We start from the raw sequence: 26,572 nt of genomic DNA, 5'->3' as shown, positions 1-26,572 counted from the left end.
CTTTAGGAAAATTAACACCCCCGTGCTATCTTTCCCAAGGATTGGCGCATACTTTAGTAATTAAAGCTTCCTTGATGTAGTCCCTAAGAATTCTCTGCCCCTCGTCATCGTCCATTCTGGGAGTAAGCCCATGGCATCCAGCAGCACCCAACACACCCAAGAATATCAAAAAGCGGTTGCCGCTTATGTGCAAGGCAACTATGAAGAAGCAGCCAAAATCACTGACCAGTTGGTGGGCACCCGACCGGGCGATCCAAACCTGCGGCTGCTGCGGGGGCACATTTACTGCTGTCAACAACGCTACAGCGAGGCTCAAGAGCAGTACCATGCGGTTCTCAATGCCACAACGGATCCAGAATTGATCAACTTGGCCAACGAGAGCCTTGCCAAGATTAAGGATTTGATTCCCGCTGCTGAACCTGCCAAAAACGGCGGCGAACACCACCCCCCCCTGCAAGGAGATCACACCCAACTGCAGGGGGACAATACCTTTTTGCAAACCACGCCACCCATTGTGGAACCCCAAGCCGCAAACCCTTCAGAGGAATTGAGTCTTGATCACTTTGATGACTTTGGTAGCGATTTAGGGACAAGTAACCCCTTTGACGATCTTGAGGTGGGCGGCATTGAGGAAGAATTTGGCGCCAGTTTAGAACAGGGTGCCTTTAATCCCTTCGACGAAGATGCGGCGGTTCAGGATCCCTTTGCCTTTTCGGCCAATTCTTTGGAGGAGCCAGTCGCGGACATTCCAGAAATTCCCATCGGCGAATCCGTGCAGCCCCTAGGTACAGAGTCCATCAGTGATGATGATGTCACAATGCTCATGGGAAGTTCTCCTTTGACCCCGTCCGAACCGGCCAGACCTATTTTTGATGGTGAGACATCAGAAAGTACTGCGGCTCCGTTTCAAGAAATGACACCCCCCGCCCTCGAAACATTTGATGATGCCTTTGCTGCTGAAGTAGCTGTATCTGAAGAGAGTCTCTTTGGGGGGCTTACAGAATCGGGAGAAGCCAACGCTTCTGAAGAGAGCCTTTTTCCCGGTCTTGAGGAATCCCCAGCGGCAAATATGTCGGCAGAAAGTCTCTTTGGCGATATTGAGGAAGCCCCAGCAGCCAGCATTTCTGAAGAGAGCCTCTTGCCAAATCTGACGGAATCCGTTGAGACCAATGTTCCTGAAGTCTCTACCTCTGCCGCTGGTATCAGTGATTTGTTGACCAATGAGGCGGCAGATGCCATTGAATTGTTGCCGCAGCCGGAATTAAGTTCCTCTGATGCAGCCGAGGAGGAAGACGATCTCTTTGGCGACTTTTCAGCTTCCCTTGAGGCTTTTGAAGCCCCAGATATTGTGGCAGAACCCCTGTCTCCTGAGGCCTTTGACCCCGCTACCTTTGAGGATGAGCAAACGATCGCCATGTCTGAGTTTCCCGCACGTGAAACCGTTAGGGAGCCAGAGGCACCAGCGATCGCGCAAGAGGAAGCGAGCTCTGGTGGTGCTGAACCCTTTGAATCCATTGCCGACTTTAACCTAGAGGATCTCTCCTTTGGCAATGCAGATCTCTCCGGTGCGGGATTTGATGATGAAATGACCATTGCCAATCCTCAAGTGCATGGTATGGGGGCTGTTGGCTCAGATGCCACCGTGATGGCCGATGCCGGCACCGAGACCTTTGCAGTTTTACCGGATGAATTTGATCTCAGCCAGCAAAGTCTTGAGGACTTGGCCGATTTTAGCCTCGACCTGAGTCAAAGCACTGCTAGCCGCGCTGAAACCCCACCCCCTGCAGCAAGTCAGGATCTGTCAGCCTTTACCGAGCAAGTACCCGTTGCAGCACCAGCGGCTACTGCGCCAACACCTTCCCGTAGTCCTAGTCCTGTGGCTAGAACAGTCCCAGCAACCTCAACGGCCACGAGTTCCTTTGGCCAGCAAAACATTACCTCAGCCGTAACCAGTGGTGTCCTTTCCGCCTTGGCTGCGGGTGCCGTTAGTTTAGGCTTTAGTGCCTCCGGCCCTGCGCCTTTAGTGAGTGGTACTGCTGCTGGTCTCACCGCCGGGGTGGCCGTCTATGCCATGGGGCAGCGCAGTGTCAGCCGCATCAAGCGCTTCTGTACGGATTTGCAGGCACAGTGTAATGCCGTGATTGCCGGTGATATGACGGCGCGGGTGCCGGTCACCAGTAACGATGAACTGGGACTCTTGGCACAAAGCTTTAACCAAATGACGGATACCATCCAGCAAATTACTGCTGATGCCCAGAAAAAAGCAGAGGAAAACGAACGGCAGCGGGATGATTTACAGCGCCAAGTGATCCGACTCCTCGATGATGTGGAGGGGGCTGCCCGCGGTGACCTGACCGTACAAGCGGAAGTGACAGCGGACGTGCTCGGCGCAGTGGCCGACTCCTTTAACCTGACAATTCACAACCTGCGGACGATTGTGCAACAGGTGAAAATTGCCGCCCAGCAGGTGAGTCGCGGTGCGGCAGAAAACGAAACTTTTGCCCGTAGTCTCTCAGCAGATGCTCTGCGGCAAGCGGAGGAGCTAGCCGTCACCCTGAACTCGGTGCAGATGATGACCAATGCGATTCAGCGGGTGGCCGAAAGTGCCCAAGAAGCCAATGAGGTGGCACGCAATGCTTCAGAAACAGCCCTCCGTGGTGGTGAGGCGGTGGAACGCACAGTGGCGGGTATTTTGCAAATTCGGGAAACGGTGGCCGAGACCACCCGCAAGGTGAAGCGCCTAGCGGAATCTTCCCAAGAGATTGCCAAGATTGTCGGTGTGATCTCGTCGATCGCCAACCGCACGAACCTGTTGGCCTTGAACGCCAGTATTGAGGCCGCACGAGCTGGGGAAGCAGGTCGGGGGTTTGCGGTGGTCGCCGATGAGGTGCGCCAACTGGCAGACCGCTCAGCCAAAGCCTCGAAAGAAATTGAGCAGATTGTGTTGCAAATTCAAAGTGAAACCGGCGCGGTGATGACCGCCATGGAAGAGGGCACACAGCAGGTGATTGAGGGCACCAAGCGAGCAGAACAGGCCAAGCATGCTCTTGAGGACATCATCCAAGTGTCCTCGCAAATTGATACCCTTGTGCGCTCGATTACCAACGCTACGGTCGAGCAAACAGAATCGGCGCGAGCCATGGCTCAGGTGATGCAATCCATTGAGTTGACAGCGCAGGCCACCTCTCAGGAGGCACAGCGGGTGTCTGACTCGTTGCAAGGTCTCGTGAGTGTGGCGCGCAACTTGCAGGCATCGGTGGAACGGTTCCGCGTTGAAAATACTGAAGATCAAGCCTAAGCAATCCGGGAGGGGGCTATGCAAAGCGATCAACAAAAGCGCATTCTTGGCTACTTCATTGAGGAGGCGCAGGAACACCTGACCACCATTGAAGACAGTTTGATGAATCTCCAGCAGGTGGTCAATGACCCCGAGGCGATGAGTGAAATGTTTCGGGCAGCCCACTCCGTCAAAGGGGGAGCGGCTATGCTCGGACTCCATAGCATTCAGCACACCGCCCACAAGCTGGAGGACTACTTCAAAATTCTGCGGGAACACCCCGTAACGGTGGATGAAACCCTAGAGCAACTCTTTTTGCAAGCCTTTGATGCGCTGCGGGAACTCCTCGATGAATTGCAAGGCCCCTTTGGTTTGACAGAGGAGACAGCAACGGCAACGCTGAATCGGGTGGAGCCAGTCTTCAATCAACTGCAAGCCCACTTGAGCCACCTGACCCAAGGAGCAGAGGTGGCGCCCCCTGTAGCTGCGCCTTCTCCCCCTGTGGCCGAACCCGTTAAGCCGCCGGTGCAACCCGTTGCTGACTCCAGCTACCGCTTAGTCTTTCAAACGGAGGTGCCCGATCGCTTGCGGGCAATGTTGCAACTCTTTAAGCAACCCGATTCGCCCCAAGTGCGGCAAGAATTGGCGGAGGCCTGTTCTAATTTGGGTCAATTGGGGGAAACCTTTGCGCTGCCCCAGTGGGTTGAACTGCTGGCGATCGCCCAACAGGCGGTGAGTAACACAGCTCAGCCCCTCACGGCCTTGGCACCCGTGGTGATTAAAGAGATTATGGCGGCTCGCGACTTGGTGCTCAATGGTCAAGGCAGTGCGATTCGTCCCAGTGACAGTTTAGTGGCGCTTCAGCCCCCTGTGATTGAGGAAGCGCCGGCTGTTGTTCCAGAAGCGCCAGAGCCTGTGGTCTTAGAATCAGCTCCCGTCACCCTTGAGGAACCACTGCAACCCCTTGAAATGGCCTCTGAGGTTGCTCCGCTAGAGGTGAGGGTGCCTGAAGAAGAGATTTCCGAGCCAATGGAGCCAATGAGCAGCGGTGGCGATGGTGTCACTGTTTTTGGTGAGGAGAGTGGGACTGATTTCCAAGAATTGAGTGACATTTTTAGTGATGCCACAGCGCTGCCGACGGCCTGGCTGGAGGACACCCTTGAGGGGGATTTGGCCAGTTTAGAGCTGGGGGATGAAGCGGCCTTTGATGAGGAGATTTCCGACTTTTTGAACATAACCGCTGCTGAGGAGTTGCCTGAGGCAGAACCCCGCCTTGATGCCATTCTCGATGAAATTGAAGAACTCTCGGGTGAGCTGGTCTCTGCGGAGGTGGAGGAAGCCCCCCTCGATGACCTCACGCCGCCAGCGATCGCCGAAAGTATGGCTGAGGCCCTTGAGGCGCCCTTGACACTTGACCGTCCTCTTGAGGAGAGTGCAGCCGCAGAACCCGCCGAACTTGGTCTGGATGCATTTCTTGAACAATTCGCCGAGGAAGCCCCCTCAGAGATGGCCGCTCTTGATGAGGCAGTTGCTTCCCTAGAAGACTTTTTGGGTGAGGTGGAAACCACTGAGGCTCCCGATCTGCTTCCCTTAGAAGAGGACTTTGAGATCCCTGCTCTCAGTGATGTTGCTGAGGATGTGGCTGAGTTCCTCGAAGAGGTGCCGGGTCTCAACGATGTCCTAGAAAACTTGGTTGTGGATAATGCGGCGGAAGAAGCCCTCGCGGAATTTATTGCTCCGCCAAGCCCTGATGATCCTTGGGCAGAAACGCTATCCGAGGCACCGGCGATCGCTGAGCCAAGTATGCCTGAAGTCACAGCGGCAAATATTGCTGAACCCGAACCCCTAGTGGAGGAGATTGTACCCGCTCCTGAGACTGCTAGTAGCATTACCGAGCGAGAATCCCTCATGGAAGCCTCCTTCACCTCTCCTGAAGCTGCAGGCATGACGGAACCCGAAGCGGTGGTGGAGGAATCCATTCCCTCCCCTGAAGCTGCCAGCATGGCTGAACTGGAGGCACTGATGAATGATGCCACTGTGCCTGCCACCCCCGAAAGCGTCCTAGAGGAATTGGAGGGGTTGATTGAGCAAAGTGCAACGAGTACAACCCCAGCTGAGGCTGCCACGTTCAACGAATTGGATCAGCTTTTAGAGACGGTGGCGCCACCGGCCTTTGAGGATCTCGAGCAACTCTTGGGTCAAGCCACCCCTACGGCACCCACCCCACCGCCGGCCACAACAGCCCCCTCGACTGCGGATGATAGTTTTGCCGATTTAGAGAAATTAATTCCCCAACCCGCAGGGAGTAGTGCGAAGGCGGCCACTCCTCGCCGAGCCGGGGCAGGGCCAAAAGGTAGCGCCTTGGTGGAGCAAACCATGCGGGTACCCGTACGCCACCTCGATACCTTGAGTAACCTCGTTGGGGAGTTGGTGGTCAACCGCAATAGCCTCGAAGACACCCAAGAACGCCTGCGGCAGTTTCTTGATAACTTGCTCTACCAAGTCCAACAACTTGGGGATGTCAGCCAACAAATGCAAGACCTCTACGAGCGATCGCTCCTTGAGAGTTCACTGTTGGGCGTAACGACAGCACGGGCAGCCAATGGCCAAGGGGAACGGGGAACCCACGCCACGGGGGTCGAGTTTGATGCCTTGGAAATGGATCGCTTTACCGGTTTCCACACCCTCTCTCAGGAGGTGATTGAGCGGATCGTGCGGGTGCGGGAGGCAGCGGATGACATCCAGTACGTGATTGATGAAGTGGAGCAGGTGGCACGGCAGTTTCGTCAAGTCACTACCCAAGTTCAAGAGGGGTTGAGCCGCTCACGAATGGTGCCCTTCCGTGAAATGTCTGTCCGCTTGCCGGGTGCCGTGCGCCGCGTTGCCAGTACCATTGGCAAACAGGTGGAACTGAAGATTGAAGGGGAAGATACCCTCATTGACAAGGGCATTCTCGAAAAGCTCTTTGACCCGATGACCCACCTGATCAATAACGCCGTCTATCACGGTATTGAACCCCCCGAAGAGCGGCGGCGATTGGGCAAACCTGAAAAAGGCCTGATTCGCGTGCGAGCCTTCTATCAAGGCAGTCAAGCGATTATCTCCGTCAGTGACGATGGGGCGGGGATTGACCCAGAACGGGTAAAACGCAAGGCAATCGAGAAGGGTCTCCTGAAGGAGGCGGATGCCCCCAACCTGTCGCGCCAAGAGGTCTATGCCTTCCTCTTTCAGTCGGGATTTAGCACCAAAGATCAAGCCGATGCCCTTGCCGGTCGCGGTGTGGGGATGGATGTGGTGCGCAAAAATCTGGAGGACATTCGCGGCACGATTAACATTGACTCTACGGTGGGCAAAGGCACCACCTTTACGATCCGCTTGCCGCTGACGCTGAGCATTACCAAAGCCCTCTGCTGCATTGATAACCACTGCCGCATTGCTTTCCCCATTGACGGTGTGGAGGATATGCTGGATATTCCCCAAGAGCGCATCCAAACCCTAGAAGATGGTCAACGTGTCCTCTCGTGGCACGATCGCCTGCTGCCAGTGCGTAAACTTGGGGACTTGCTCAAGTACAGCCGCAATATTAGCCGCAGCAATGTCTATGGCGGGAGCAGCCAAGACGATGGCATGGTCTCAATTGTTGTGCTGCGCAGCGGCGATGATCTCGTGGCCATGGAGGTGGATCAGGTCATCGGCGAACAGGAAATCGTGATTAAGCAGTTGTCTGGACCGGTGCCGAAGCCGGTGGGGGTAGCGGGCGTCACAGTTCAAGGGGATGGTCGCGCGATGGCGATCGCCGACGTGCTGGAAATTATTGACCTGTCCCTAGGACGCATGGATCGCGACTGGCGTGGCTTTGGTCACACCATGGATGTTGCGGAACCCGAGGAAGCCTCCGAACCCTTGGTGCTGATTATCGACGACTCGATTACAGTGCGGGAGTTGCTCTCAATGACCTTTACGCGGGCAGGCTACCGCGTTGAGCAGGCACGGGATGGTCAAGATGCGTGGGAAAAACTGCGCTCTGGCTTGCCCTGTGACTTAGTCTTTTGTGACATTGAGATGCCACGCATGGATGGCTTGGAGTTGCTCTCGCGGATTCAAAAAGATCCCAAACTCAACCATCTGCCGATCGCCATGCTGACCTCACGGGGCGCCGATCGCCACCGCAAGATGGCCGCACAACTGGGGGCACGGGGCTACTTTACCAAGCCCTATCTCGAGGAGCAATTACTGGATGCGGCGGCACGGCTCCTCAGGGGTGAAGTTCTGGTGCAGCAGGAGCCGACACCTACCCCATGAGTGAGCGATCGCCGGCCCTAGCAGACTTCCTTGCCCAACTCCCCTTTGAACTGGATGCCTTTCAAGAAGCGGCGATCGCTGCCCTTGATGCCGGTCGCTCTGTGGTGGTCTGTGCTCCTACGGGGTCAGGTAAAACCCTCATTGGTGAGTATGCGATTCACCGTGCCCTGACGCGGCAGCAGCGGGTTTTTTACACCACCCCCCTCAAGGCACTCTCAAACCAGAAGTGGCGTGACTTTCAGCAGCAGTTTGGTGCAGAGCAGGTCGGCCTCTTGACCGGGGATGTCTCGATTAACCGCGATGCCCCGATTCTGGTGATGACGACGGAAATTTTCCGCAATATGCTCTACGGCACTCCCATTGGCGAAGTGGGTACCTCCCTTGCGGGGGTTGAAGTGGTGGTGCTCGATGAATGCCACTACATGAACGATCGCCAGCGGGGCACCGTTTGGGAAGAATCGATCATCTACTGCCCCAAGGAAATTCAACTAGTCGCCCTCTCCGCCACGATCGCCAACGGCGAACAACTCACCGACTGGATTCAATCCGTCCATGGGGATGCTGAACTGATCTACTCCGACTGGCGACCGATACCGCTGCACTTTTACTTTTGCAACAGCAAGGGACTCTTCCCCCTCTTGGACGGCCAACGCAAACGCCTCAACCCGAAGCTCCACGGCCAGCCCGAACTGCGGCGACGCGGCGGCAAGCGGGACTTTTTGAGCATCCGCTACGTGGTCAGCCAACTGCAACAGCGGGAGATGCTGCCGGCCATTTACTTTATCTTTAGTCGGCGCGGCTGTGACCAAGCGGTTCAAGAGGTCCTGGGCATGAATCTCCTCACCAAGGCAGAACAGCAAGCACTAGCGGAGCGGGTCGAGGCCTTTTTGGCACAACATCAGGACATTGTTGCCCCGCAAATGATTGCCCCCCTCTACCAAGGGATTGCCGCTCACCATGCCGGGGTGCTACCCGTGGTGAAAACCCTTGTGGAAACCCTCTTTCAAGAAGGCCTGATCAAACTCGTCTTTGCCACGGAAACGCTGGCCGCAGGGATCAATATGCCCGCGCGCACCACCGTCATTTCCACCCTTTCGAAGCGCACCGACAGCGGTCATCGCCTCCTGACGGCCTCTGAATTTTTGCAAATGGCAGGGCGAGCCGGCCGCCGCGGTATGGATACCGTGGGTCATGTGGTGACGCTGCAAACCCCCTTTGAGGGCGCCCATGAAGCAGCATTTTTGGCCACCGCCGCCCCGGATCCCCTCATTAGCCAATTTACCCCCAGCTATGGCATGGTCTTGAACCTGCTCCAACGCCACACCCTTGAAGAAGCGCGGGAATTGGTGGAGCGCAGTTTTGGTCAATACTTGGCCACATTGCAACTCACGCCCCAACGGCAGGCGATCGCCCAACTGGAAACGGAATTGCAAACCGTGCAACAACGCCTCACAGGCATTGATCGGCAGCAACTAGCGCAGTATCAAAAGCTGCGGGAACGGCTACGACAGGATCAACGCCTCCTGAAAATCCTCGAACAGCAGGCGGAGCAGGAACGTGCCCAAGAACTCCTCCCCTTTATGATGGCGGTGCCGCCGGGGACATGGCTCCATATCAAATCCCCCCTGCGAGACCATCCCCCCTTAGCCGCCGTCCTCTGTCAACCCGTTGCTGGTTCCGGGCAGTTGCCCCACTGGCTGTGCCTTGCGGCTGATGGTCGCTTTCGGGTCGTTGGCATTGATGACATTTTGGCTGTCTATCCCGATCGCCCCCCCTGTAGCAATCTCCCCCCGCCCCCAGAGGCAATGAAACTGCGCCTAGGGGAAAGTTATCCCTGCAATGAGGCGAATCACTACCTCGGTACCCTCCCGGATCTGCCACCTGTCTTAGCCGCGCCGGAAGTGGCGGCTCAAGCCGCTAAAATCGCTGACCTTGAGGCCAAACTCACGCAACTCCAAGCCAGTCTGCCGCAAAATGTCCATTCGCTGCTACGCTTAGTTCGTCGCGAAGAACGGCTACAAACGGAACTGCGCGATCGCCAGCACAAGCTCCAGCAACAGTCCCAACGCCACTGGGAGCAATTTCTTGCCCTCATTGCTGCCCTGCAGGACTTTGGTGGCCTCAACGACCTAACCCCCACCCCCCTTGGGGAAATGGCCGCTGCTCTGCGCGGCGAAAATGAACTGTGGTTGGCTCTGGCCTTGGCCTCTGGTGAACTCGATGACTTGCCCCCCCACCTCTTGGCGGCAGCGATCGCAGCTCTAGTGACTGAAACGCCCCGTTCCGACAGTTGGTGCAACTACCCCATTCCCAGTGAAGTGGAAGAACGCCTTGCCGCCCTTAGTCCGATTCGCCGCCGACTGTTTCAGGTGCAGCGTCGCCATCACATCATCTTTCCCCTCTGGTACGAGTGGGATCTCATTGGCTTGGTAGAGCAGTGGGCCTTGGGCACGCCGTGGCATGAATTGTGCACTGAAACCAATCTCGATGCCGGCGATATTGTGCGGTTGCTGCGGCGCACCCTCGATTTTCTTTCCCAGATTCCCCATGCGCCCCACACCAGTCCCCAACTCCGCCAAAGCGCCCAGCAGGCACGCTACCTCCTCGATCGCTTCCCCGTGAATGACTTGCTAGAAGGAGTCGAGCTAGAGGCAGCAACCGTATAGTTTGAATCGTCATAAGAAGTGGCTCAGGCGGGATTTGAACCTGCGACCTTGGGCTTATGAGTCCCCTGCTCTAACCACTGAGCTACTGAGCCGAAATTTTTGCGCAATTCTCATTATAACGCGAATGTCCCAAAACTCAAGGCTCGGCCCGCAGATTCCAGTCGAGTTCGCCGTACAATAATAGAGTGGATCCATTAGAGGAAAGATAGGCGTTGAGCAAAGCAGAACGCACGGCGCTTGACAACAAGCTATCGCAGCGATTTATTCATCTCGATCCGGCAGGGTATTTCATTATCTACATTGACCCTGCGCAAGAACTGATCTGGATGAAACACTATCCCAATGACATCAATGAGAAGGGCTTAGCGGTGGATCCCGATACGGGAGAACCCATTCCCACCAAAGGGAAAGTAACGCGGGAACCCGATCTAGTACTTAGCGGTCGAACAGCCAAGGAGTTGTGCATTGAACTCTTTGAAAAGGATCGCCAACTGGTGACGATGTTTGACCATGCGGCCTATCTCGGCCGAGAACTGATGCGGGCACAGTTTTGTTTGGATGAAGGGCTTGAGTATATCCAAGATTAGACACCACTGGCGTTGGCGGGTAGGGGCAGTTCTTTTGATGCTCTGTGCCCTAGTGGGTACAGCCTTAGCAGCGATCGCCACCCCCGACTGGAGCGGTACCGTCGATGTTTTGCCCTTGAATGCCCAGTTGGGAGCGCAAATCTATCTGCGGCGCTGTGGCAGTTGTCACCTCGCAGTCCCCCCGGAAACATTGCCCACTCCGGCATGGCAGGTACTGATTCAAGATACCAATCACTACGGCGCAACCCTCGAACCCATTCCCCGCCCAGAGCTGGTTCCCCTGTGGAACTATTTGCGCACCTATTCGCGACCCCTGCCCAACGATGCCCAAATTCCCTTTCGCGTCGGGCGATCGCCCTTCTTTCGTATCCTCCATCCCCGTGTTGCGGTGCCGCAGCCCGTCACCCTCGATGGTTGTGCCCAATGTCATCCCAAGGCCACCCTCTTTAACTTTCGTGAGCTAAGCCCGCAGTGGCAGGATTCCCCCTAGAATGTTTAGGGATGGCGAATTTTCCACCGCCCGATGTTTTCTAGCTCCTCCAATCACTATTCTCCGCGTGTCCAACGCATGATGATGCGCCGTCGCTGGCTACAGCAAGAGTGGTGGACGGTTGGGGCACTTCTCCTCTGGGGAATGTTGTTTCTTCGATATTGGTGGCAGGGGCGACTGGGGTTACTAATTCACCCCAACTATTTTGCGCTGGCGATCGCCGCTGGGTTTCTTTTAGTTGCTGTGAGTGGTTGGCAAGGGTGGCGGTTATGGCGGGGGCGAGTGACACCTGTGCAGCATGTTGCCCTCTTACCGGCTCGTTGGACGCTCAGTATTCTGATTTTCGCGGCAGTCGTGGGTTTGGTGATGACGCCCCGTCCTTTCAATAGTGCCACGGCCATTCATCGCGGTCTCGAGGATGGCTTGACAGTGACCCGCAATAGTCCAGTGGCCTTTCGCCTCAATCAACGGCCTGAGGAGCGGACGCTCATTGACTGGATTCGCACCCTTGATGTCTATCCCGAACCCGATGCCTATAGGGGGTTGCCCGCTCGCATTGAGGGATTTGCGGTTCATAGTCCCCAACTGCCAGAGACTTATCTCACGCTCACCCGTTTTGTCATTACCTGTTGTGCAGCGGATGCCTATCCTGTGGGACTGCCCGTGAAATTGGGGCGATCGCGCCAAGCCTATCCCCAAGATCAGTGGTTTCGCGTTGAAGGTCGGATGACCACAGAAACCCTCAACGACCGCCGCCAATTGGTATTGGTTGCTGAGACGATAACGCCGATTCCTGAGCCTGAAAATCCCTTTATGTACTAAGGCAATGCTATTTCACTTGATTCACACTCCCTACTGGATTGTCTTGGGCATGGGGGTCTTGCTCTTTTTGACGGTGATCTTTGGCGATGTGGGCGCTGAAGAGGTCGAGCTAGAGGGAGATGCCGATCCCTTGGAAGTGGAGGTCGATCTAGAGGAGGGCATCTCATTTCTGACAATTTTGCATTGGTTGGGGGTGGGGAGAGCGCCCCTCATTCTCTTGCTCGCCTTAGACTTTAGCCTTTTGGGCGTGCTGGGCTGGTTTTTTAATGTTCTCTTTTACACCCTGAGTGGCAGTTGGCCGGGGGTGGTGTGGTCTGGGGTGATTGCGATCGCGGCACTGCTGTTGGCGCTAACAATTGGGGGGCTGTGTTCACGGCCTTTGGGGCAAATTTTTGCGCAGTTTAGTGAAGATACCAGTCGCGATCGCCTGCTGGGGTGCAGTGGCCACGTCAGTTCTGCCCATATTCCCCACAGTGGTACTGGTATTGGCCAAGTGAGTGTTTTGGATGCCAATCGCAATCGGCTGATTCTGCCGGCAGTGCTCCCCCCTTGGGCAACGGTCACCCCCCAGCATGGTCAGGAGATTTTAATTATTGATCACCAAGAGAATGAGTACATCGTCGTGGCCAAAGACAGCTTGGATGAAGCCACATGGTTACGCCAGCAGCGGCAATCTCAGATCAAAGATAGCGAAGATTCCTGAGGCATTGATTTTAGGATGGGCGGTGAGGGACTCGAACCCCCGACAGCCTCGGTGTAAACGAGATACTCTACCAACTGAGTTAACCGCCCAAGTTCCAGAATATCTATCATAGCAAAGGTATAGCCTGTTTCTAAAAAACGGTACACAAAGCGGATAGGAGCTTGTTCTATGACTCTGTGAACGGGGAATCTCCTGCTATACGCCTAGCGTTAGCGGGATGAGTGTCAAAGAAGTTTGAACCTTTCAAAGCCGTTCAATCCCTGTGAAAAGCGCTGTGTTACGTCAACATGGGGCAACTCTTGGGAAGAAAATCCGCTAGGATCAACGTGTTAAGACGTGCAAGGAATGCCCTATGGGAGCAGCAACGGCAGCCAGTGGTCAACGGTTACGGAATTTTGTGATTGCTGTTGTCGCCATTCTCATTAGTCTTGCCCTATTGGCGGGTCTGCGCAGTAGCAATCAACCCCTCACCCTCGCCGAGCAAGCCCGCCAAGCCACCCCTTGGGAGGAGGCTCAAGTCAATGGCAAGCCGACACTTTTGGAGTTTTACGCCAACTGGTGTAGCACCTGTCGCGCCATGGCCAAGGATTTGGCGGAATTAAAGGCGCAATATCGCGATCGCCTGAACTTCGTCATGCTGAATGTGGACAACACCAAGTGGCTACCGGAAATTGAGCGCTTTAATGTGGATGGCATTCCCCATTTTGTCTTTCTGAATCGGCACTTGGAACCCCAAGCAGTGGCGATCGGCCTGCAACCCAAGGAAGTGATGGCCAAAAATCTTGAAGCCCTCAGCAATAACCTCCCCTTGCCCTACGGTCAACTGACGGGTGAAATGTCCCAACTCACGAGTCCCCTCGCCCGCCAACGCAGTGATGATCCCCGCAGTCATGGGGGCTAGGTTGTGGAACCCCAAGATGAGGTGCGTCAGGTTTATGAAGAGACGCAAACACGGATGGCAGAGCTTTACCGTGAGTACGAGCAGATCAAAGCCACCCAAGCACGGTTAAAAGGACGTAATCAGGCTGCCCTAGATCAAGAGCGCGATCGCCTCGTCCAAGAGCTGCGGCAACTAGAGGCGGAGTTTGGCCTGACCCTCCTGTTCCATTTAGGGGAAGCAGCGCGGGAATGCTGGCAGGACATTCTGGCTCAAGAAAACTTTTGGCACTTTGTCCGCTTTGCTGGTTTGGGATTTGTCCTTGGCCTCCTCGTTAAGAGCCTGACGGGTTAGTCAACTGCCCAAGGTTTAAGGCCGTTTGCCAGAGTCCGGGCCGCGAATTGGGAATCGGCATGGCACCAACGGTCTTTGCATAAAAGTCCTCTGAGGAAACCCAGCCAATCACGGCATAGGCATAGCCCGCTGCCTGCATCTGAGCCAAGGTTAACTGCAACAGCAGGCGACCAATCCCCCGCCCGCGATAGGGTTCGGCCACAGCCATTGGCCCAAACAGTCCCAGGGCGGCTGCATCGTAGCAGGCAAAGCCTAGAAGTTCGCCATTTTCAACGGCAATCAGTCCCCGTGGCGGACGCTGACTCAAGGCAAGAGCCACTTCACTGCGCCAACCGGCACTAAAGCGATCGCCCACCCACTGGACAATGCCATCCACTTCTGACCCCAAAGGCTGGCGGTAGTGAATCCCCTGCTGCTGATGCGCCATGACGGCGGGCCAATCCACCGCTAGCTCGTAGAGCTTGACCAGCATATCGGTCATTTGGGCAGCCTATCGACTGAGACTCACAAGGGGACGTTGCAGGGCTTGCATCAACTCATCAAACTGATCCGGCGTGAGGGATTGGGCACCATCGGAGAGGGCTTTTGCTGGGTTGGGGTGCACTTCAATCATCAGGGCATCGGCGCCTGCGGCCACGGCGGCTTTGGCCATCGGCGGAACAAATTCTGCCCAGCCGGTGCCATGACTGGGGTCAATCATAATCGGCAGATGGGTGAGCTTGCGCAGCACCGGAATCGCTGCTAAATCCAAGGTATTGCGGGTATATTCACGGTCAAAGGTGCGAATGCCCCGTTCACAGAGAATCACATTGGGGTTCCCTGCCGCCAAAATGTACTCAGCAGCCATCAGCCATTCCTCGATGGTGGCAGACATCCCCCGTTTCAAAAGCACGGGTTTGGGTTGGGCACCCACCCGCTTGAGAAGCGAAAAGTTTTGCATGTTACGGGCACCAATTTGCAGCACATCGGCCACTTCAGCAATTTTGTCTAGATCCGCTGCGTCCATGACTTCGGTAATGATGCCCAAGCCCGTTTTTTCTTTTGCTGCTGCCAACAGATCAAGGGCACTTTCACCATGGCCTTGGAAGGCATAGGGGGAGGTACGGGGTTTATAGGCACCACCGCGGAGAAACTTGGCACCCGCCGCTTTCACCCGCTGCGCCGTTTCAAGGATCATCGCTTCATTTTCAACGGAGCAAGGCCCTGCCACCACCACTACCTCATGGCCTTCGCCGAAAATAACTTCGCCGTTGGGCGTTGGCACCACCACTTCACTGGGTTCACCGTGGCGATACTCGCGACTGGCTCGCTTGAAGGGCTGCTCAACTCGCAGAACGTGTTCAATCCAAGGGCTAATTTCCTGAATTCGCAGGGGATCGAGTTCCGCAGTTTCGCCGACAAGACCAATAACGACTTTGTGCTTGCCCACAATTTTTTCGGGGGTGAGTCCCCAAGTGCGCATCTCACTACTGACCCGCTCAATCTCTTCACCGGGGGTGCCACTTTTTAGAACAATAATCATCCGCTTGCTGATCCCAAATTTTTGGCTTAGGGTTTGATTGTATTGTGCCAAATTGGTTCCGTTCTGCCTATGCTGCGTCGTTTCCGAGGCCTGCGGTTGATGATTTCGCTGGCGATCGCTACCGTGGTTGTGCTGTCCCTGTGGAGTGTGATGATTGGCTCTATCCCCAGTGGCGATCGCCCCCTTGATTTGAGTCAAGCGGTCTCCATTGATGATCCCCAATTTGATCCGCCAACGGACTCATCGCCCTCACCCCCGCTGCCAGAGAATACCCTGCTGCCTCTACAACGCAGTGATGGCGCCCCCTATGAACGCCTTTTTGCTCAAGTCCGCCAAGTTCATCAACAGTGTTTATTTACGCCCCCTTGGTACAGTGTCCCCATCGACCGCACCAATTTTGGCGATCGCTACCGTACCGATATTCGGGGTCAAGTGGTGGACAATGCACCGCTGATTGTTTTGCATGAAACTGTGGCCTCTGCCCAATCTACGCTGGATTTTTTCCAAACACCGCATCCCCGCGATGAAGATCAAGCCAGCTACCATGAACTGATTACCCTCAGGGGTTGGCTGCTGCACTTAGTGCCTTGGTCCAAGCGTGCCTATGGTGCGGGCAACTCTGTCTTTGGCAGGGAAACGGTGCAGACCAACCTCCGCCTTGCCCCTTCGGTGAACAATTTTGCCCTCCACTTTTCCCTAGAAACCCCTCCTGAAGGTCGCCATAATGGTTCTACCCATGCGGGCTATACCGATGCTCAGTACCGTACCTTGGCATGGCTGGTGGCGCAAACGGGCATTGATCTCCAACGGGTAACCACCCATGCGGCGGTGGATCGCTCTGGCGAGCGCATGGATCCGCGTAGTTTTGACTGGGTCACGTTTAATCGCTATTGGCAGGCCTATCGCGATCGCCCCTGTGGGGATATTCGCGGCTAGAAGTAGCGATCCAAGAATGTCTCTAAGGACTCAAAGGAGAGTTGAAAATAGGTTTGGGCACGTTCAATTTCACTGGCAGGGCAGAGACTTTCATAGGCCAATAGGGTTCGCAGCGTTCCTAGGCTGGCCTCAAGATCCCGATTCATCACTCCCAAAAACTGACGAGCGCCGTCAATCACGGCTAGGGGAACCGTCATGACAAAGGGGCGTTTATTGAAAAAGCGACCAAGGCGATCGGCAATCTCTTGGCGGGTTAAGACCTCTGGATGTGCCAAGCTAAAAATGGCCGGTTGGCTGGCTTGACTAGCCACGAGAATACAGCGGGCTAAATCCTCGGGACTGAGCAGTTGCAGGCGGTGCTGGGGATCTCCAAGGACAATGTAAACCCCCGTCTGCTGAAAGCGCTCCGCAAGGGGCAGCAAACTAGACATAAGGGTGGGGCAGCGGAAAATGGCATAGTTGAGGCCACTGCTGATGAGCACCTGCTCGACTTCGTACTTGGCCTTGAGAAAGGGGGACTGCTGGCGATCGCCCGTCACCGCCAAAGGAGAAATCAAGGTTATATGGCGTACCCCCTGTTCCTGAGCCGCCTGAATCACATCCAACGTGGCACGGTAATCAATCGCCTGAATAGCACGGCTGAGTAACTGACTACCATGGCAGCAAATCACCGCCTCCACGCCCGCCATGGCAGCCTGAATATCGCGGGGCTGTTGCAGATCGCCAATGAAAATCTCGGCACCCCATTCCTTGAGGAGATCGTATTGGCTCGTCAGGCGCACAAAGGCTCGTACCGGCAGCCCCAACGTGATACAGCGGCGCACCACCCGCAAACCCAATTGTCCTGTGGCACCCGTGACCAAGTACATGCAGCGGAACTATTAAGGGATTCTTGTCTCAGCGTGCCCTAGGCAGAGCCACAATGCAAGACGCTTGAAGAATATGCAGGGGGGGAATGCGCTAACCTAAGGAATACCAAGGAATACCTTTGAGAATCTTCACAAAAACTCTGCGCCGCATGACCCTTGACTTTTCTGCTGCTCAGCACCTGAGCCATGAGCTGTTTGCTGCCCTGAAACCGACAGAGGCGCTTTTCGTTGAAATTGCCAGTGAATCCAGCCAGTTTATTCGCTTCAATCGGGCGCGGGTGCGGCAAATTGGCACCGTAGAAGATACGGTGGTGACCCTGCGGTTGCAATCGCAGCAACGGACGGCAAGCACCTCGTTTCCCTATACGGGAACGGCGGATCTAGCGGCTGCCCTAGAGCACTTGGCCGCATTGCGTTCAGAAACGGTGCAACTCCCTGTGGATCCTTACCTTGTACCGCCAACGGATACCGGTTCGATTCAAGACACTTACCTTGGCCGCTTACCTGATCCTGACTCAGTGGTAGAGACAATTCTGACACCCGTTCAAGGCCTTGATTTTGTGGGCATTTACAGTGGGGGGACGATCGCTCGTGGGAGCTTTAACTCCGCTGGGCAGGAGCACTGGTTTGCTACGGAAACGTTTTGCTTGGATTATTCTCTCTTTACAGCGGCGGGCAAGGCGGTGAAAAATAGCTATGCCAGTACCCATTGGGACACTGCCATCTATCAAGCTCAAATTGAGGGCGATCGCCAGCAGTTAGCACAATTGGAACAGCCTCCCCGTCAGTTAGCAGCGGGATGCTATCGCACCTACTTTGCCCCGGCAGCGGTGGCCGAGCTAGTGGGGATGCTCTCTTGGGGAGCCGTGAGTGAAGCGGCCTATCGTCAAGGCGGCAGTGCCCTCGCCAAATTACGGGAAGGGGCAACCCTCTCTCCCCTCTTTAGTTTGCAGGAGGACTTTACCACCGGAACGGTGCCCCGCTTTAATGCCGATGGCGATATTGCGCCCCCTTGCTTGTCATTGATTGATCGCGGCAAATTGCAAACGTTACTCATTAGTCGGCGCACCGCTCAGGAATACCACCTTGTGGCCAATGGTGCCAACCGCCAAGAAACCCTGCGATCGCCCCTCCTCTTGCCGGGCACGCTACCAGAGCAGGAGGTGCTGGCTGCCCTCGATACGGGTCTCTATGTGGGCAATTTACACTACCTCAACTGGAGCGATCGCCCCAATGGACGAATGACCGGCATGACCCGCTACGCCTGCTTTTGGGTAGAGCAGGGCAAAATTGTTGCACCCATTACAGACCTGCGCTTTGATGACAGTCTCTATGAGTTTTGGGGAGACAACCTCGAAGCCTTGACAGACACCCCGCTTTGGTTTGCCCACACCGACACCTATGAACGTCGTTCCCTTGGGGGTATTACGGTGCCGGGGATGCTCGTCAAGGCCTTTCAGTTTACCCTCTAGGCTACTCAGCAGTCGCCAATTCGGTGCTGCCGCGCTGTTTACGACGAGTCAGCGTATTAAAGAGCAACTGGCCAATGGCTCTGATGAGGTTGCCCTCCAGTTCTTGGAAGATCTTCATATTCATACCAAAGGCGGCATTGGCCTCATCCACAATCCGCTCCGCTGTTGCTTCATCTACGGCCAATTCATCCAAGCGTTGGCGATAGAGTTGCTTAAAGGCCTTTTCGTCACTAATGGCCTCAAAGCGATAAAACGCCGTACCTTCGCCATTTTGTAGGTTCATCGCCCGCTCAGCAATCCCCTTGAGGATTTGGCCGCCCGAAAGATCGCCAAGGTAACGGGTGTAGGAGTGCGCCACCAACAGTTCGGGTGCGGTATTGGCCACTTCATGAATGCGGGCTACATAGGCCTGTGTGGCTGGCGAGGGCGTAATTTCTTCCCGCCAATTGGAACCAAAGTAGTAGGTCAGATCTCGCTCAAGGCTATTTTTGCGGTTCAGCTCCGGAAAGTAAATTTTGCCAACAATGGGATGGTCTTTGAGCTGTTCCATTTCCTGCTCCATGGCACTGTAAACGTGATAGAGGCTGGCAACGAGTTTGCGGTAGGAGCTTTTTTCCACGGTGCCTTTGAGGAAGCAGCGCACAAAGCCAACGTTCTCGGCCATGGTGTGGGCTTTTTTGGTGCCTTCACGCAATTTCGTCGCTAGAGACGTCGTCATCACGAGATCCTTCTTAAAAATTTGCAACGTTTTGTTTCTAAAAGCGACCGTCAGTACAGTCTATTTTTCAGGCTAAGGGTAAATGACACCATTTTTCATTAAAAATCATTAAGGCGATCGCGAGCCGCTGCGAGGGCTTGGCGCACCTGATCAAACCCTGTGCCCCCGTAGCTATTGCGGGCAGCCACCACCTGTCGCGGTGCAATGCGTTCGTAAATATCCGCTGCAAAGGCGGGGTGCAGGGCTTGCCATTCTTCAAGGGTGAGGTCTTTGAGGAATTTCCCTTCAGCAAGACAGGTTTTCACCACCTGCCCCACCAAGTTATAAGCCTCACGGAAGGGCACCCCCTTACTGGCCAAGTAATCCGCCACATCGGTGGCATTGGCAAAATCGCTCTCCACAGCCGCCGCCAAGCGTTGCGGTTGAAACACCACCCCCTCGGCCATCAAGATCGTCATTGCCTCTAGGCAGGCACGGACGGTATCCACAGCATCAAAAAGCGCCTCTTTATCCTCTTGCAAGTCTTTGTTGTAGGCCAAGGGCAGCCCCTTCATAATCACCAAGAGAGCTTGCAAATGGCCAAACACCCGTCCTGTTTTGCCCCGCACCAACTCCGGCACATCGGGATTTTTCTTTTGGGGCATGATGCTAGAACCCGTGGCACAGGTGTCGGTGAGCTTGACAAAGGCAAATTCCTCAGAGGCCCACAGAATAATCTCCTCCGAGAGCCGCGATAGATGCACCATGATCAAGCTAGCGGCACAGAGAAATTCAATGGCAAAATCGCGATCGCTGACGGCATCGAGGCTATTGCGATAGGGTTCACGAAAACCCAACAACTCTGCTGTGTAGTGGCGATCGATGGGAAACGTTGTGCCCGCCAGTGCCCCGGCTCCCAAGGGAGAGACATTCACCCGCTCACGAATTTGCTGTAGTCGCTCGCTGTCCCGCTCGGCCATTTCCACGTAGGCCAGTAGATGGTGAGCCAAGCTCAGGGGTTGTGCCCGTTGCAGGTGAGTGTAGCCGGGAATCAAGGTTTCAATGTGGGACTCTGCAAGATCCAGAAGCGTGCGCTGCCACTGTCGCAGTTGTCGAAGAATATGGTCAATTTCTGAGCGCAGGTAAAGGCGAATATCGGTGCCCACCTGATCGTTGCGCGATCGCGCTGTGTGGAGTTTCTTGCCCACATCGCCAACCAGTTCTGTGAGGCGGCGTTCGACGGCAAAGTGCACATCCTCGGCATCAATACCAGGGGTAAACTGGCCATCCCGGTATTCTTGGCGAATTTGCTCTAGGCCTTGAATCAGCGTTTCGGCTTCCTCAGGGGAAATAATCCCCGTTTTTGCCAGCATGCGGGCATGGGCTTGGGAGCCGCTGAGGTCGTATTCAATGAGGCGAATGTCAAAGCCAATACTGGCATTAAAGCGGGCGATCGCCGGATGGAGGGCTTGTTCAAAGCGCTGGCTCCAAGGCTGAGGTTGGGCAGTCACGGGCGATTCTCAGGGCTAAAAATTCAGGAGCTTGCCAAAGATCCAGCCAATGGCCAGACCAATAATCAGTGCCCACAGTTGGCCAGAATCGACAAAGTTTGCCCACGCCTTAGAAACGTCTTCCCCCAAGGTATCTTTGAATTTCTGCGCCACAATAATCTGCGGCTCAATCGTCATTTGGCTGGCAATAAAGTAGTTCGGTGCAGTATTCATAGCCATTGGCGGAAACGCAACTCAAGTTTATCCTAGCGGAGGCGGGGGCGATCGCCAACCAGTATCACAAGCCCCAAGATTATGAAGACCCATTGTGTGACCACTCCAGCAGAACACAGCGATCGCGCCCCTGTTGCTTGGCCTGATAAAGGGCGGCATCAGCAATGGCAAAAATCTCCGTTAAGGTGCCCTCACTTGCCTTGGCAGGAACAAAGCATAACCCAGCACTGACTGTTATGTAGGGATGGTGCGCCCTCTCCCCTTGGGGGATTTTCATCTCTCGGACATGATGGAGCATTCGTTCAACAATGTGTAGAGCCGTATCAGCAGAAACATGGGAGAGCACAAGGGCAAACTCCTCACCGCCGTAGCGAGCAATGATATCGTTGGAGCGCAGATGGGTCTTAAGGGTTTGAGCCACCTGTTGCAGGGCGCGATCGCCCGCTAAGTGACCACAGCAGTCGTTATAGGCCTTGAAGTCATCAATATCAATTAACGCTAGTGTCAAGGCATGGCCTTGGACTTGTGCCTCCTGCCAAAGACGATTCAACGCTGCATCCAGAAAACGACGATTACCTAACCCCGTTAAGGGATCCCGTTCTGCAAGGATCTGTAAATGCTGTTTTTCCTGCTCTAGGGCTTGTTGGCATTGTTGCAATTCCGTCACAAGGGCAATTTGCCGAGCCAGTTCGGCCTGTAGTTGTTGCAACTGGGCAGCGAGTAACTGCTGATTGTGGCAAAAGCTAGGAACAATCCGCGTCAAAATCGCAGGTTCATCATCCAGATTGACGCCAATGCCTTCAATAACCCACTGATCCGTCTCAGGGTTGGGAATCGGAAAATGGGCAGCCAACATCTGGGCATTGCTTTGACAGAGCTTTAACCATGCCTGTACCTGCTCCGGCGATTGTTGCAGCAGCGCTGCGAGGGATTTACCAATTAAGGCTTCTGTATCCTGTTGCCAAAAGAGCGAGGCACCATCGTTGATTGCTAGAATTTCACCGCTACTGTTCACGATCGCGATCGGCTCAGGGAAAAGGCAAATATATTCAGCAAGTGTCCCCCTCATTTGTTTCGTTTGAGCCTATCAAAGGAATGGTTATACTAATAAGAAATATTTCAGGAACACACCAAAAAATTAAAGGTTAGTTGTCAAAGTAAAATTTTTCTAATTGTTAGGCTATACTAAAAAATAGATAATTAGAGCGAAAAGTTAATCCGAGGGGGATTGACAACTATAGTAATCGGGGAAAACAACGTAAAGGGGCTTTTCAAGAATCGTTGCTATTTCTTTCTCAATCATTGCCGAGCGGGAGCGGCCACGAATCACTGCCGATACACAATGACGCGAAACCCCTAGCTTTTGGCCAATTTTAGCGCCATTCCAGCCCCGTTTCCGCAATTCTGCCTTAATGTCCTCAGGATGCATAATGCTGTTATAAATCTGTGCCCAACAATTCAATGTTAATTGCGGGCAATAAGGTTGTCAAGCGACAACTTTTGACAAGGTAGTGGCGGTATTCATTGATGAGCTTGACATGTAAAGTTATTGAAAGACGCAGTGCCCTTTCCAAGGGTCTATTTAGGTTCCGCATGGTTAGTCCACGCTCTCGAAAACAACTCTCTAGGCTGCTACGCCAAAAACGGGGGATACGCAGTCAACGTGCCTTTGCCGCCGAGCTGGGAATCTCCTATACCTGCTTGCAAAAATGGGAGAATATGGCTTCATTTCCAAATACTGAAAATCTATTAAAGTTATGTCGTGTTTTTGGCTTTGAGGATTTAGAAAGTTTTATCGCCTACCTCAACCAAACGGATGTCACCAACCGCGAAGAAGAACAACTGGTGACTGAGATTCTTGGCAAATTGTGTCACTTACCTCCAGCAACAGCAGTTCGGGTGCTAGAAACAGCGTTAGGGTTGTTAAAGGCTGCTGCTAACAATGAAGGGGACGTTTGAGTATTTTTTAGGTTCCGAAAAAATTATAGCAAATCTCTTGGGGGGCGATCGCCTGCCGCAGCTTGCCGCTTCTATGGCATCCTGAAAGGGAGAAGTTGCGCAATTTGGCCACTTACATCCTATGCAAACGCTGCCGAGTCCTGTTCAAGCTACTCCGACAGAAACCGCCATTGTCCGTCGCAAAACCCGTCCTGTGCCCGTTGGCTCTGTCATCATTGGGGGCGGTCATCCTGTGGCGGTGCAATCGATGATCAATGAAGACACGCTAGATATTGAAGGCTCAGTAGCCGCCATTCGTCGTCTCCATGAAATTGGCTGTGAAATTGTGCGGGTGACAGTGCCTAGCCTTGCCCATGCTAAAGCCATGGAAGAGATTCGCGATCGCCTCTACCAAACCTACAAACCTGTGCCCTTGGTTGCCGATGTCCACCACAACGGCATGAAAATTGCCCTCGAAGTTGCCAAATATGTGGACAATGTACGCATCAATCCGGGGCTATACGTCTTTGAGAAACCCAAGCCCGATCGCACTGAATACACCCAAGCCGAGTTTGAGGAAATTGGTGCCAAAATTCGCGAAACCCTTGAGCCACTGGTGATCTCGCTGCGGGATCAGGGCAAATCCATGCGCATTGGCGTCAATCACGGTTCTCTTGCTGAGCGGATGCTCTTTACGTATGGGGACACCCCAGAAGGCATGGTGGAATCGGCTCTAGAATTTATCCGCATCTGCGAGTCTTTGAATTTCTACAACCTTGAAATTTCCCTCAAGGCCTCACGGGTACCCGTGATGATTGCCGCCAACCGCCTTATGGTCAAGCGCATGGATGAACTGGGCATGGACTACCCCCTCCACTTGGGAGTCACTGAAGCCGGCGATGGCGAGTATGGCCGCATCAAATCCACTGCTGGCATTGCCACCCTCCTTGCCGAAGGTATTGGCGATACGATTCGTGTCTCCCTCACCGAAGCCCCCGAAAAAGAAATTCCCGTCTGCTACGGCATTTTGCAAGCCTTGGGTCTGCGGCGCACCATGGTGGAGTATGTGGCCTGTCCCTCCTGTGGCCGTACCCTCTTTAACCTTGAGGAAGTCCTGCACAAAGTCCGCGAAGCCACCAAACACCTCACGGGTCTGAATATTGCTGTCATGGGCTGCATTGTCAATGGGCCAGGGGAAATGGCCGACGCCGACTATGGCTATGTGGGCAAACAACCTGGCTACATCTCGCTCTATCGCGGTCGTGAGGAAGTGAAAAAGGTGCCGGAATCTGAAGGGGTGGCTGCCCTTGTGGAATTAATCAAAGCCGATGGCCGCTGGGTGGATCCCTAAACCATTAGACCTCTGTGAGGAGTGAAACCATGACCACGGAAACCATTTTTAGCCGCATCATTCGCCGCGAGATCCCAGCGGATATTGTCCACGAGGATGAGCTGTGTCTGGCCTTTCGTGATATCAACCCCCAAGCCCCCGTGCATATTCTGGTGATCCCCAAAAAGCCGATTCCCCAACTCAGCTTGGCAGAACCGGAAGATCACCGTGTGCTGGGGCACCTGCTGCTGACGGCCAAACGCATTGCTGAGGCAGAGGGTTTAACCAATGGCTATCGGATTGTCATTAACAATGGCCCCGATGGCGGTCAAACCGTCTATCATCTGCACCTGCACCTGTTGGGCGGGCGAGCCATGCAATGGCCACCGGGTTGAGAGATTATTTTTGCGGTCGATCTTCTTCGTATTCGTAGAGCCTAGGCTGTTCCACGAGCATCAGTCGCCGCGGCTGAGCCAATTGCCGCAGTACCGGTTGCAAACTGGCCAAGGTGTGGTTGAGGCGATCAAGCAGCAGTTGCAAATTGCCAGTATCCGCTAGTGCTTGCAGGGCTTGGTTGAGGGTTTCTAACAGTTGTAACCGCTGTTGCAGGGTGCGATCGCTCTCGGCCAAGAGTTGAGCAATGTACTGACTTTGTTGCCGCAGTTCTTGGGCAATGGCGGTCTGTTCCTGATTGACGTGCGCCAGTAGTTCCCCTTGGCTGTGCTGAATCTGGGTCACGAGGCGCTCAAACTGCTCAATGGACTGTTGCTGGCGCTCCTCCAGTGTGGCCACAAATTGCTGCCGATCCCTGACCACGGCACGGGCCAGTTGATTTAAGTTGTCCAAGAGTTGTTGCAGCCGTTCCTCCGTGGGCAGCTCCGTGCGAATCGTTTCCTGAATCATGTCTTGGAGGGTGTCGCGATCCACCCCTGCGGACGTATTCGTAACGGGGAGGCGGGGCAGCAGTTGATCGTTAATGTAGGTGTCAATTTGCAGCAGCAGCTTATTCTCCCAGCGTTCAACGATCACCATCGGAATCATCACCAGCACACTCAGCACCAAGGCCACGAGGGTCGTATCAAAGGCCACTGCTAGCCCCGTCGTCACACCGCCAATCCCCTCCTTGATTTGGTTCACGTCCTGAGCCGTCTCCAAAAAGCTGGAAAAGCCACTGACCGCTTGGCTAATCCCAACCACGGTGCCAATAAAGCCCAGCAGGGGAATCGCCCAGACGAGAACACGGGGAATCGTATAGGAGGCATCAGTGGCGGCTGCGGCACTGCCACTCTCTTCTGCGGCGGCTTCAACGGCAATCTCTCGCTGGCCACTACTGAGAAACGCGCCTAAAACACGGGCACAGCGATTGGGCAGCAGTGTCCGCCGTTGGGCAAGGGTTTGCTGTAATTGCAAAATATCCCGCATTGAGGTGAAGGGGTAGTTGGCGGGAATCCAGATTTGCCGCAGGCTGGGTGCTTGTTGAAAGAGGGCGATCGCCTTCAAAATCGTAAACACCAAAACTGTCCACGCAAAAAAGACAGCCACGGGTTGCGTCCAGCCACGATTGAGGAGCAGTTGGCCAAGGTAGGTGCCCTGAAGGGGCAAAAAGAAAATGTAAAGGATCACCGTAGCAACGGCAGCGATCGCCAGCGCTAACCACAGCGGCACAGTCAGATCCTGGCGGGGTACCGCCACCGGTGTTAGGGAAGGGGCAGTTGTTGTCGAAACCGGAGAAGAAGCTGTCATGACGATACTCAGGGCGCAAACATCTTTCAATCTATCGTGAAGGCGCCTCAAATTTTGGCAACTGCGGCTGCTCCCTGCTGCCGATCAGGGAATGAACCAGCCCCGAAATCCACAGGGTACTGCCGTGAGAGGATTCGTACCAGTTCCCAGTCAATGAGTCTCCTACTACCACGGTTCTCTGCTCTCCTGAGGGATGGTATTCATGGACAGGCCACTCCAGACTTGGTAGACATCCTTGCTAGGATGGGGATGACTGGTCACGG

The 26,572-nt window shown here is 54.6% G+C and carries 23 protein-coding genes, 2 tRNA genes and 1 pseudogene; 15 read left to right on the top strand and 11 right to left on the bottom strand.

The window, feature by feature from the left end; genetic code table 11:
• Positions 1–130 precede the first annotated feature (130 nt).
• Genes RHI63_RS00330 through RHI63_RS00320 form a run of 3 tightly spaced genes read left to right on the top strand, consistent with a single transcriptional unit; the run spans position 131 to position 10,245 of the window.
• Positions 131–3,298: a methyl-accepting chemotaxis protein gene (locus tag RHI63_RS00330; RefSeq protein WP_310744668.1), complete on the top strand. Its 3,168-nt coding sequence runs from the start codon at positions 131–133 to the stop codon at positions 3,296–3,298.
• An 18-nt stretch (positions 3,299–3,316) separates the two neighbouring features.
• Positions 3,317–7,579, top strand: a complete 4,263-nt coding sequence (locus RHI63_RS00325; protein ID WP_310821690.1) for a response regulator — start codon at positions 3,317–3,319, stop codon at positions 7,577–7,579.
• On the top strand, positions 7,576–10,245 hold the full coding sequence (locus tag RHI63_RS00320) for an RNA helicase (protein WP_206200578.1): 2,670 nt from the start codon (positions 7,576–7,578) through the stop codon (positions 10,243–10,245). The genes RHI63_RS00325 and RHI63_RS00320 overlap by 4 nt, the downstream gene beginning before the upstream one ends.
• Before the next feature lie 19 nt (positions 10,246–10,264).
• Here the strand turns inward: RHI63_RS00320 and RHI63_RS00315 are convergent.
• Positions 10,265–10,337 (bottom strand) — tRNA-Met (locus tag RHI63_RS00315).
• Between the two features lie 120 nt (positions 10,338–10,457).
• Between RHI63_RS00315 and RHI63_RS00310 the strand changes: the two genes are divergently transcribed.
• Genes RHI63_RS00310 through RHI63_RS00295 form a run of 4 tightly spaced genes read left to right on the top strand, consistent with a single transcriptional unit; the run spans position 10,458 to position 12,847 of the window.
• Entirely contained in the window at positions 10,458–10,832 is a 375-nt protein-coding gene (locus tag RHI63_RS00310) for a DUF4346 domain-containing protein (RefSeq protein WP_149817099.1), read from the top strand.
• Positions 10,833–10,869: 37 nt separating this feature from the next.
• Positions 10,870–11,322, top strand: coding sequence for a diheme cytochrome c (locus RHI63_RS00305; protein WP_225901605.1), 453 nt, complete (start codon positions 10,870–10,872; stop codon positions 11,320–11,322).
• A gap of 33 nt (positions 11,323–11,355) precedes the next feature.
• The gene (locus tag RHI63_RS00300; protein ID WP_206200576.1) at positions 11,356–12,144 is read left to right on the top strand and encodes a TIGR03943 family putative permease subunit; all 789 of its coding nucleotides are present in this window, start codon (positions 11,356–11,358) and stop codon (positions 12,142–12,144) included.
• A gap of 4 nt (positions 12,145–12,148) precedes the next feature.
• A complete protein-coding gene (locus tag RHI63_RS00295; protein WP_206200575.1) occupies positions 12,149–12,847 on the top strand; it encodes an OB-fold-containig protein in 699 nt (232 codons plus the stop codon).
• Positions 12,848–12,863: 16 nt separating this feature from the next.
• Here the strand turns inward: RHI63_RS00295 and RHI63_RS00290 are convergent.
• Positions 12,864–12,936 (bottom strand) — tRNA-Val (locus RHI63_RS00290).
• A 263-nt stretch (positions 12,937–13,199) separates the two neighbouring features.
• Here RHI63_RS00290 and RHI63_RS00285 point away from each other — a divergent pair.
• Together RHI63_RS00285 and RHI63_RS00280 are read left to right on the top strand one after the other, a co-directional pair.
• The gene (locus tag RHI63_RS00285) at positions 13,200–13,748 is read left to right on the top strand and encodes a thioredoxin family protein (protein WP_206200574.1); all 549 of its coding nucleotides are present in this window, start codon (positions 13,200–13,202) and stop codon (positions 13,746–13,748) included.
• Between the two features lie 3 nt (positions 13,749–13,751).
• Positions 13,752–14,078 carry a hypothetical protein gene (locus tag RHI63_RS00280; RefSeq protein WP_206200573.1) on the top strand — a complete coding sequence of 109 codons (327 nt, stop codon included), beginning with the start codon at positions 13,752–13,754 and terminating at the stop codon, positions 14,076–14,078.
• Here RHI63_RS00280 and RHI63_RS00275 read toward each other — a convergent pair.
• Together RHI63_RS00275 and aroF are read right to left on the bottom strand one after the other, a co-directional pair.
• On the bottom strand, positions 14,059–14,559 hold the full coding sequence (locus RHI63_RS00275) for a GNAT family N-acetyltransferase (protein WP_302676933.1): 501 nt from the start codon (positions 14,557–14,559) through the stop codon (positions 14,059–14,061). The two genes, RHI63_RS00280 and RHI63_RS00275, sit on opposite strands and share 20 nt — an antisense overlap.
• Positions 14,560–14,568: 9 nt before the next feature.
• Positions 14,569–15,600, bottom strand: coding sequence for a 3-deoxy-7-phosphoheptulonate synthase (gene aroF, locus RHI63_RS00270; RefSeq protein ID WP_206200571.1), 1,032 nt, complete (start codon positions 15,598–15,600; stop codon positions 14,569–14,571).
• 69 nt (positions 15,601–15,669) lie between these two features.
• Between aroF and RHI63_RS00265 the strand changes: the two genes are divergently transcribed.
• On the top strand, positions 15,670–16,536 hold the full coding sequence (locus RHI63_RS00265) for a peptidoglycan recognition family protein (protein ID WP_310743183.1): 867 nt from the start codon (positions 15,670–15,672) through the stop codon (positions 16,534–16,536).
• On the opposite strand, the gene RHI63_RS00260 is transcribed toward RHI63_RS00265, so the two are convergent.
• Complete coding sequence (locus RHI63_RS00260) at positions 16,533–17,405, bottom strand: SDR family oxidoreductase (protein ID WP_302676930.1); 873 nt, start codon at positions 17,403–17,405, stop codon at positions 16,533–16,535. The two genes, RHI63_RS00265 and RHI63_RS00260, sit on opposite strands and share 4 nt — an antisense overlap.
• A gap of 149 nt (positions 17,406–17,554) precedes the next feature.
• On the opposite strand from RHI63_RS00260, the gene RHI63_RS00255 reads away from it, so the two are divergent.
• Entirely contained in the window at positions 17,555–18,877 is a 1,323-nt protein-coding gene (locus RHI63_RS00255; RefSeq protein WP_399382248.1) for a TldD/PmbA family protein, read from the top strand.
• Position 18,878: 1 nt separating this feature from the next.
• On the opposite strand, the gene RHI63_RS00250 is transcribed toward RHI63_RS00255, so the two are convergent.
• The 5 genes from RHI63_RS00250 to RHI63_RS13130 all read right to left on the bottom strand — a co-directional run bounded on the left by RHI63_RS00250 (position 18,879) and on the right by RHI63_RS13130 (position 22,727).
• Complete coding sequence (locus RHI63_RS00250) at positions 18,879–19,595, bottom strand: heme oxygenase (biliverdin-producing) (protein ID WP_310743905.1); 717 nt, start codon at positions 19,593–19,595, stop codon at positions 18,879–18,881.
• A 98-nt stretch (positions 19,596–19,693) separates the two neighbouring features.
• Positions 19,694–21,085 carry an argininosuccinate lyase gene (gene argH / locus RHI63_RS00245; RefSeq protein ID WP_310821688.1) on the bottom strand — a complete coding sequence of 464 codons (1,392 nt, stop codon included), beginning with the start codon at positions 21,083–21,085 and terminating at the stop codon, positions 19,694–19,696.
• 15 nt (positions 21,086–21,100) lie between these two features.
• A complete protein-coding gene (locus RHI63_RS00240; protein ID WP_225901602.1) occupies positions 21,101–21,298 on the bottom strand; it encodes a hypothetical protein in 198 nt (65 codons plus the stop codon).
• A 79-nt stretch (positions 21,299–21,377) separates the two neighbouring features.
• Positions 21,378–22,367: a GGDEF domain-containing protein gene (locus RHI63_RS00235; protein ID WP_310821687.1), complete on the bottom strand. Its 990-nt coding sequence runs from the start codon at positions 22,365–22,367 to the stop codon at positions 21,378–21,380.
• Positions 22,368–22,511: 144 nt separating this feature from the next.
• Positions 22,512–22,727 carry a helix-turn-helix domain-containing protein gene (locus tag RHI63_RS13130; RefSeq protein ID WP_149817070.1) on the bottom strand — a complete coding sequence of 72 codons (216 nt, stop codon included), beginning with the start codon at positions 22,725–22,727 and terminating at the stop codon, positions 22,512–22,514.
• Between the two features lie 98 nt (positions 22,728–22,825).
• On the opposite strand from RHI63_RS13130, the pseudogene RHI63_RS13125 reads away from it, so the two are divergent.
• The 4 genes and pseudogenes from RHI63_RS13125 to RHI63_RS00220 form a co-directional block, all read left to right on the top strand.
• Positions 22,826–23,011 (top strand): annotated as a pseudogene (locus tag RHI63_RS13125) (hypothetical protein); the annotation flags it as partial.
• Between the two features lie 6 nt (positions 23,012–23,017).
• The gene (locus RHI63_RS13120; RefSeq protein ID WP_310801219.1) at positions 23,018–23,257 is read left to right on the top strand and encodes a hypothetical protein; all 240 of its coding nucleotides are present in this window, start codon (positions 23,018–23,020) and stop codon (positions 23,255–23,257) included.
• 121 nt (positions 23,258–23,378) lie between these two features.
• Positions 23,379–24,587, top strand: a complete 1,209-nt coding sequence (ispG, locus tag RHI63_RS00225; protein ID WP_206200565.1) for a (E)-4-hydroxy-3-methylbut-2-enyl-diphosphate synthase — start codon at positions 23,379–23,381, stop codon at positions 24,585–24,587.
• Positions 24,588–24,616: 29 nt separating this feature from the next.
• The gene (locus tag RHI63_RS00220; RefSeq protein ID WP_149817064.1) at positions 24,617–24,961 is read left to right on the top strand and encodes a histidine triad nucleotide-binding protein; all 345 of its coding nucleotides are present in this window, start codon (positions 24,617–24,619) and stop codon (positions 24,959–24,961) included.
• 4 nt (positions 24,962–24,965) lie between these two features.
• On the opposite strand, the gene RHI63_RS00215 is transcribed toward RHI63_RS00220, so the two are convergent.
• Positions 24,966–26,309, bottom strand: a complete 1,344-nt coding sequence (locus tag RHI63_RS00215; protein ID WP_310743179.1) for a MotA/TolQ/ExbB proton channel family protein — start codon at positions 26,307–26,309, stop codon at positions 24,966–24,968.
• Positions 26,310–26,572 lie beyond the last annotated feature (263 nt).

The sequence above is a fragment of the Thermosynechococcus sp. GLH187 genome (assembly GCF_031583395.1).
Taxonomy (GTDB): Bacteria; Cyanobacteriota; Cyanobacteriia; order Thermosynechococcales; family Thermosynechococcaceae; genus Thermosynechococcus.
This window is presented reverse-complemented; position numbering and strand designations above follow the sequence as displayed.

Bases quoted from the DNA above. Each gene is read 5' to 3' on its own strand.
- RHI63_RS00330 (WP_310744668.1), top strand. From the start codon at position 131: ATGGCATCCAGCAGCACCCAACACACCCAAGAATATCAAAAAGCGGTT.
- RHI63_RS00325 (WP_310821690.1), top strand. From the start codon at position 3,317: ATGCAAAGCGATCAACAAAAGCGCATTCTTGGCTACTTCATTGAGGAG.
- RHI63_RS00320 (WP_206200578.1), top strand. From the start codon at position 7,576: ATGAGTGAGCGATCGCCGGCCCTAGCAGACTTCCTTGCCCAACTCCCC.
- RHI63_RS00305 (WP_225901605.1), top strand. From the start codon at position 10,870: ATGCTCTGTGCCCTAGTGGGTACAGCCTTAGCAGCGATCGCCACCCCC.
- RHI63_RS00300 (WP_206200576.1), top strand. From the start codon at position 11,356: ATGTTTTCTAGCTCCTCCAATCACTATTCTCCGCGTGTCCAACGCATG.
- RHI63_RS00295 (WP_206200575.1), top strand. From the start codon at position 12,149: ATGCTATTTCACTTGATTCACACTCCCTACTGGATTGTCTTGGGCATG.
- RHI63_RS00285 (WP_206200574.1), top strand. From the start codon at position 13,200: ATGGGAGCAGCAACGGCAGCCAGTGGTCAACGGTTACGGAATTTTGTG.
- RHI63_RS00275 (WP_302676933.1), bottom strand. From the start codon at position 14,559: ATGACCGATATGCTGGTCAAGCTCTACGAGCTAGCGGTGGATTGGCCC.
- aroF (WP_206200571.1), bottom strand. From the start codon at position 15,600: ATGATTATTGTTCTAAAAAGTGGCACCCCCGGTGAAGAGATTGAGCGG.
- RHI63_RS00265 (WP_310743183.1), top strand. From the start codon at position 15,670: ATGCTGCGTCGTTTCCGAGGCCTGCGGTTGATGATTTCGCTGGCGATC.
- RHI63_RS00260 (WP_302676930.1), bottom strand. From the start codon at position 17,405: ATGTACTTGGTCACGGGTGCCACAGGACAATTGGGTTTGCGGGTGGTG.
- RHI63_RS00255 (WP_399382248.1), top strand. From the start codon at position 17,555: ATGACCCTTGACTTTTCTGCTGCTCAGCACCTGAGCCATGAGCTGTTT.
- RHI63_RS00250 (WP_310743905.1), bottom strand. From the start codon at position 19,595: ATGACGACGTCTCTAGCGACGAAATTGCGTGAAGGCACCAAAAAAGCC.
- RHI63_RS00240 (WP_225901602.1), bottom strand. From the start codon at position 21,298: ATGAATACTGCACCGAACTACTTTATTGCCAGCCAAATGACGATTGAG.
- RHI63_RS00235 (WP_310821687.1), bottom strand. From the start codon at position 22,367: ATGAGGGGGACACTTGCTGAATATATTTGCCTTTTCCCTGAGCCGATC.
- RHI63_RS13130 (WP_149817070.1), bottom strand. From the start codon at position 22,727: ATGCATCCTGAGGACATTAAGGCAGAATTGCGGAAACGGGGCTGGAAT.
- RHI63_RS13120 (WP_310801219.1), top strand. From the start codon at position 23,018: ATGGCTTCATTTCCAAATACTGAAAATCTATTAAAGTTATGTCGTGTT.
- ispG (WP_206200565.1), top strand. From the start codon at position 23,379: ATGCAAACGCTGCCGAGTCCTGTTCAAGCTACTCCGACAGAAACCGCC.
- RHI63_RS00220 (WP_149817064.1), top strand. From the start codon at position 24,617: ATGACCACGGAAACCATTTTTAGCCGCATCATTCGCCGCGAGATCCCA.
- RHI63_RS00215 (WP_310743179.1), bottom strand. From the start codon at position 26,309: ATGACAGCTTCTTCTCCGGTTTCGACAACAACTGCCCCTTCCCTAACA.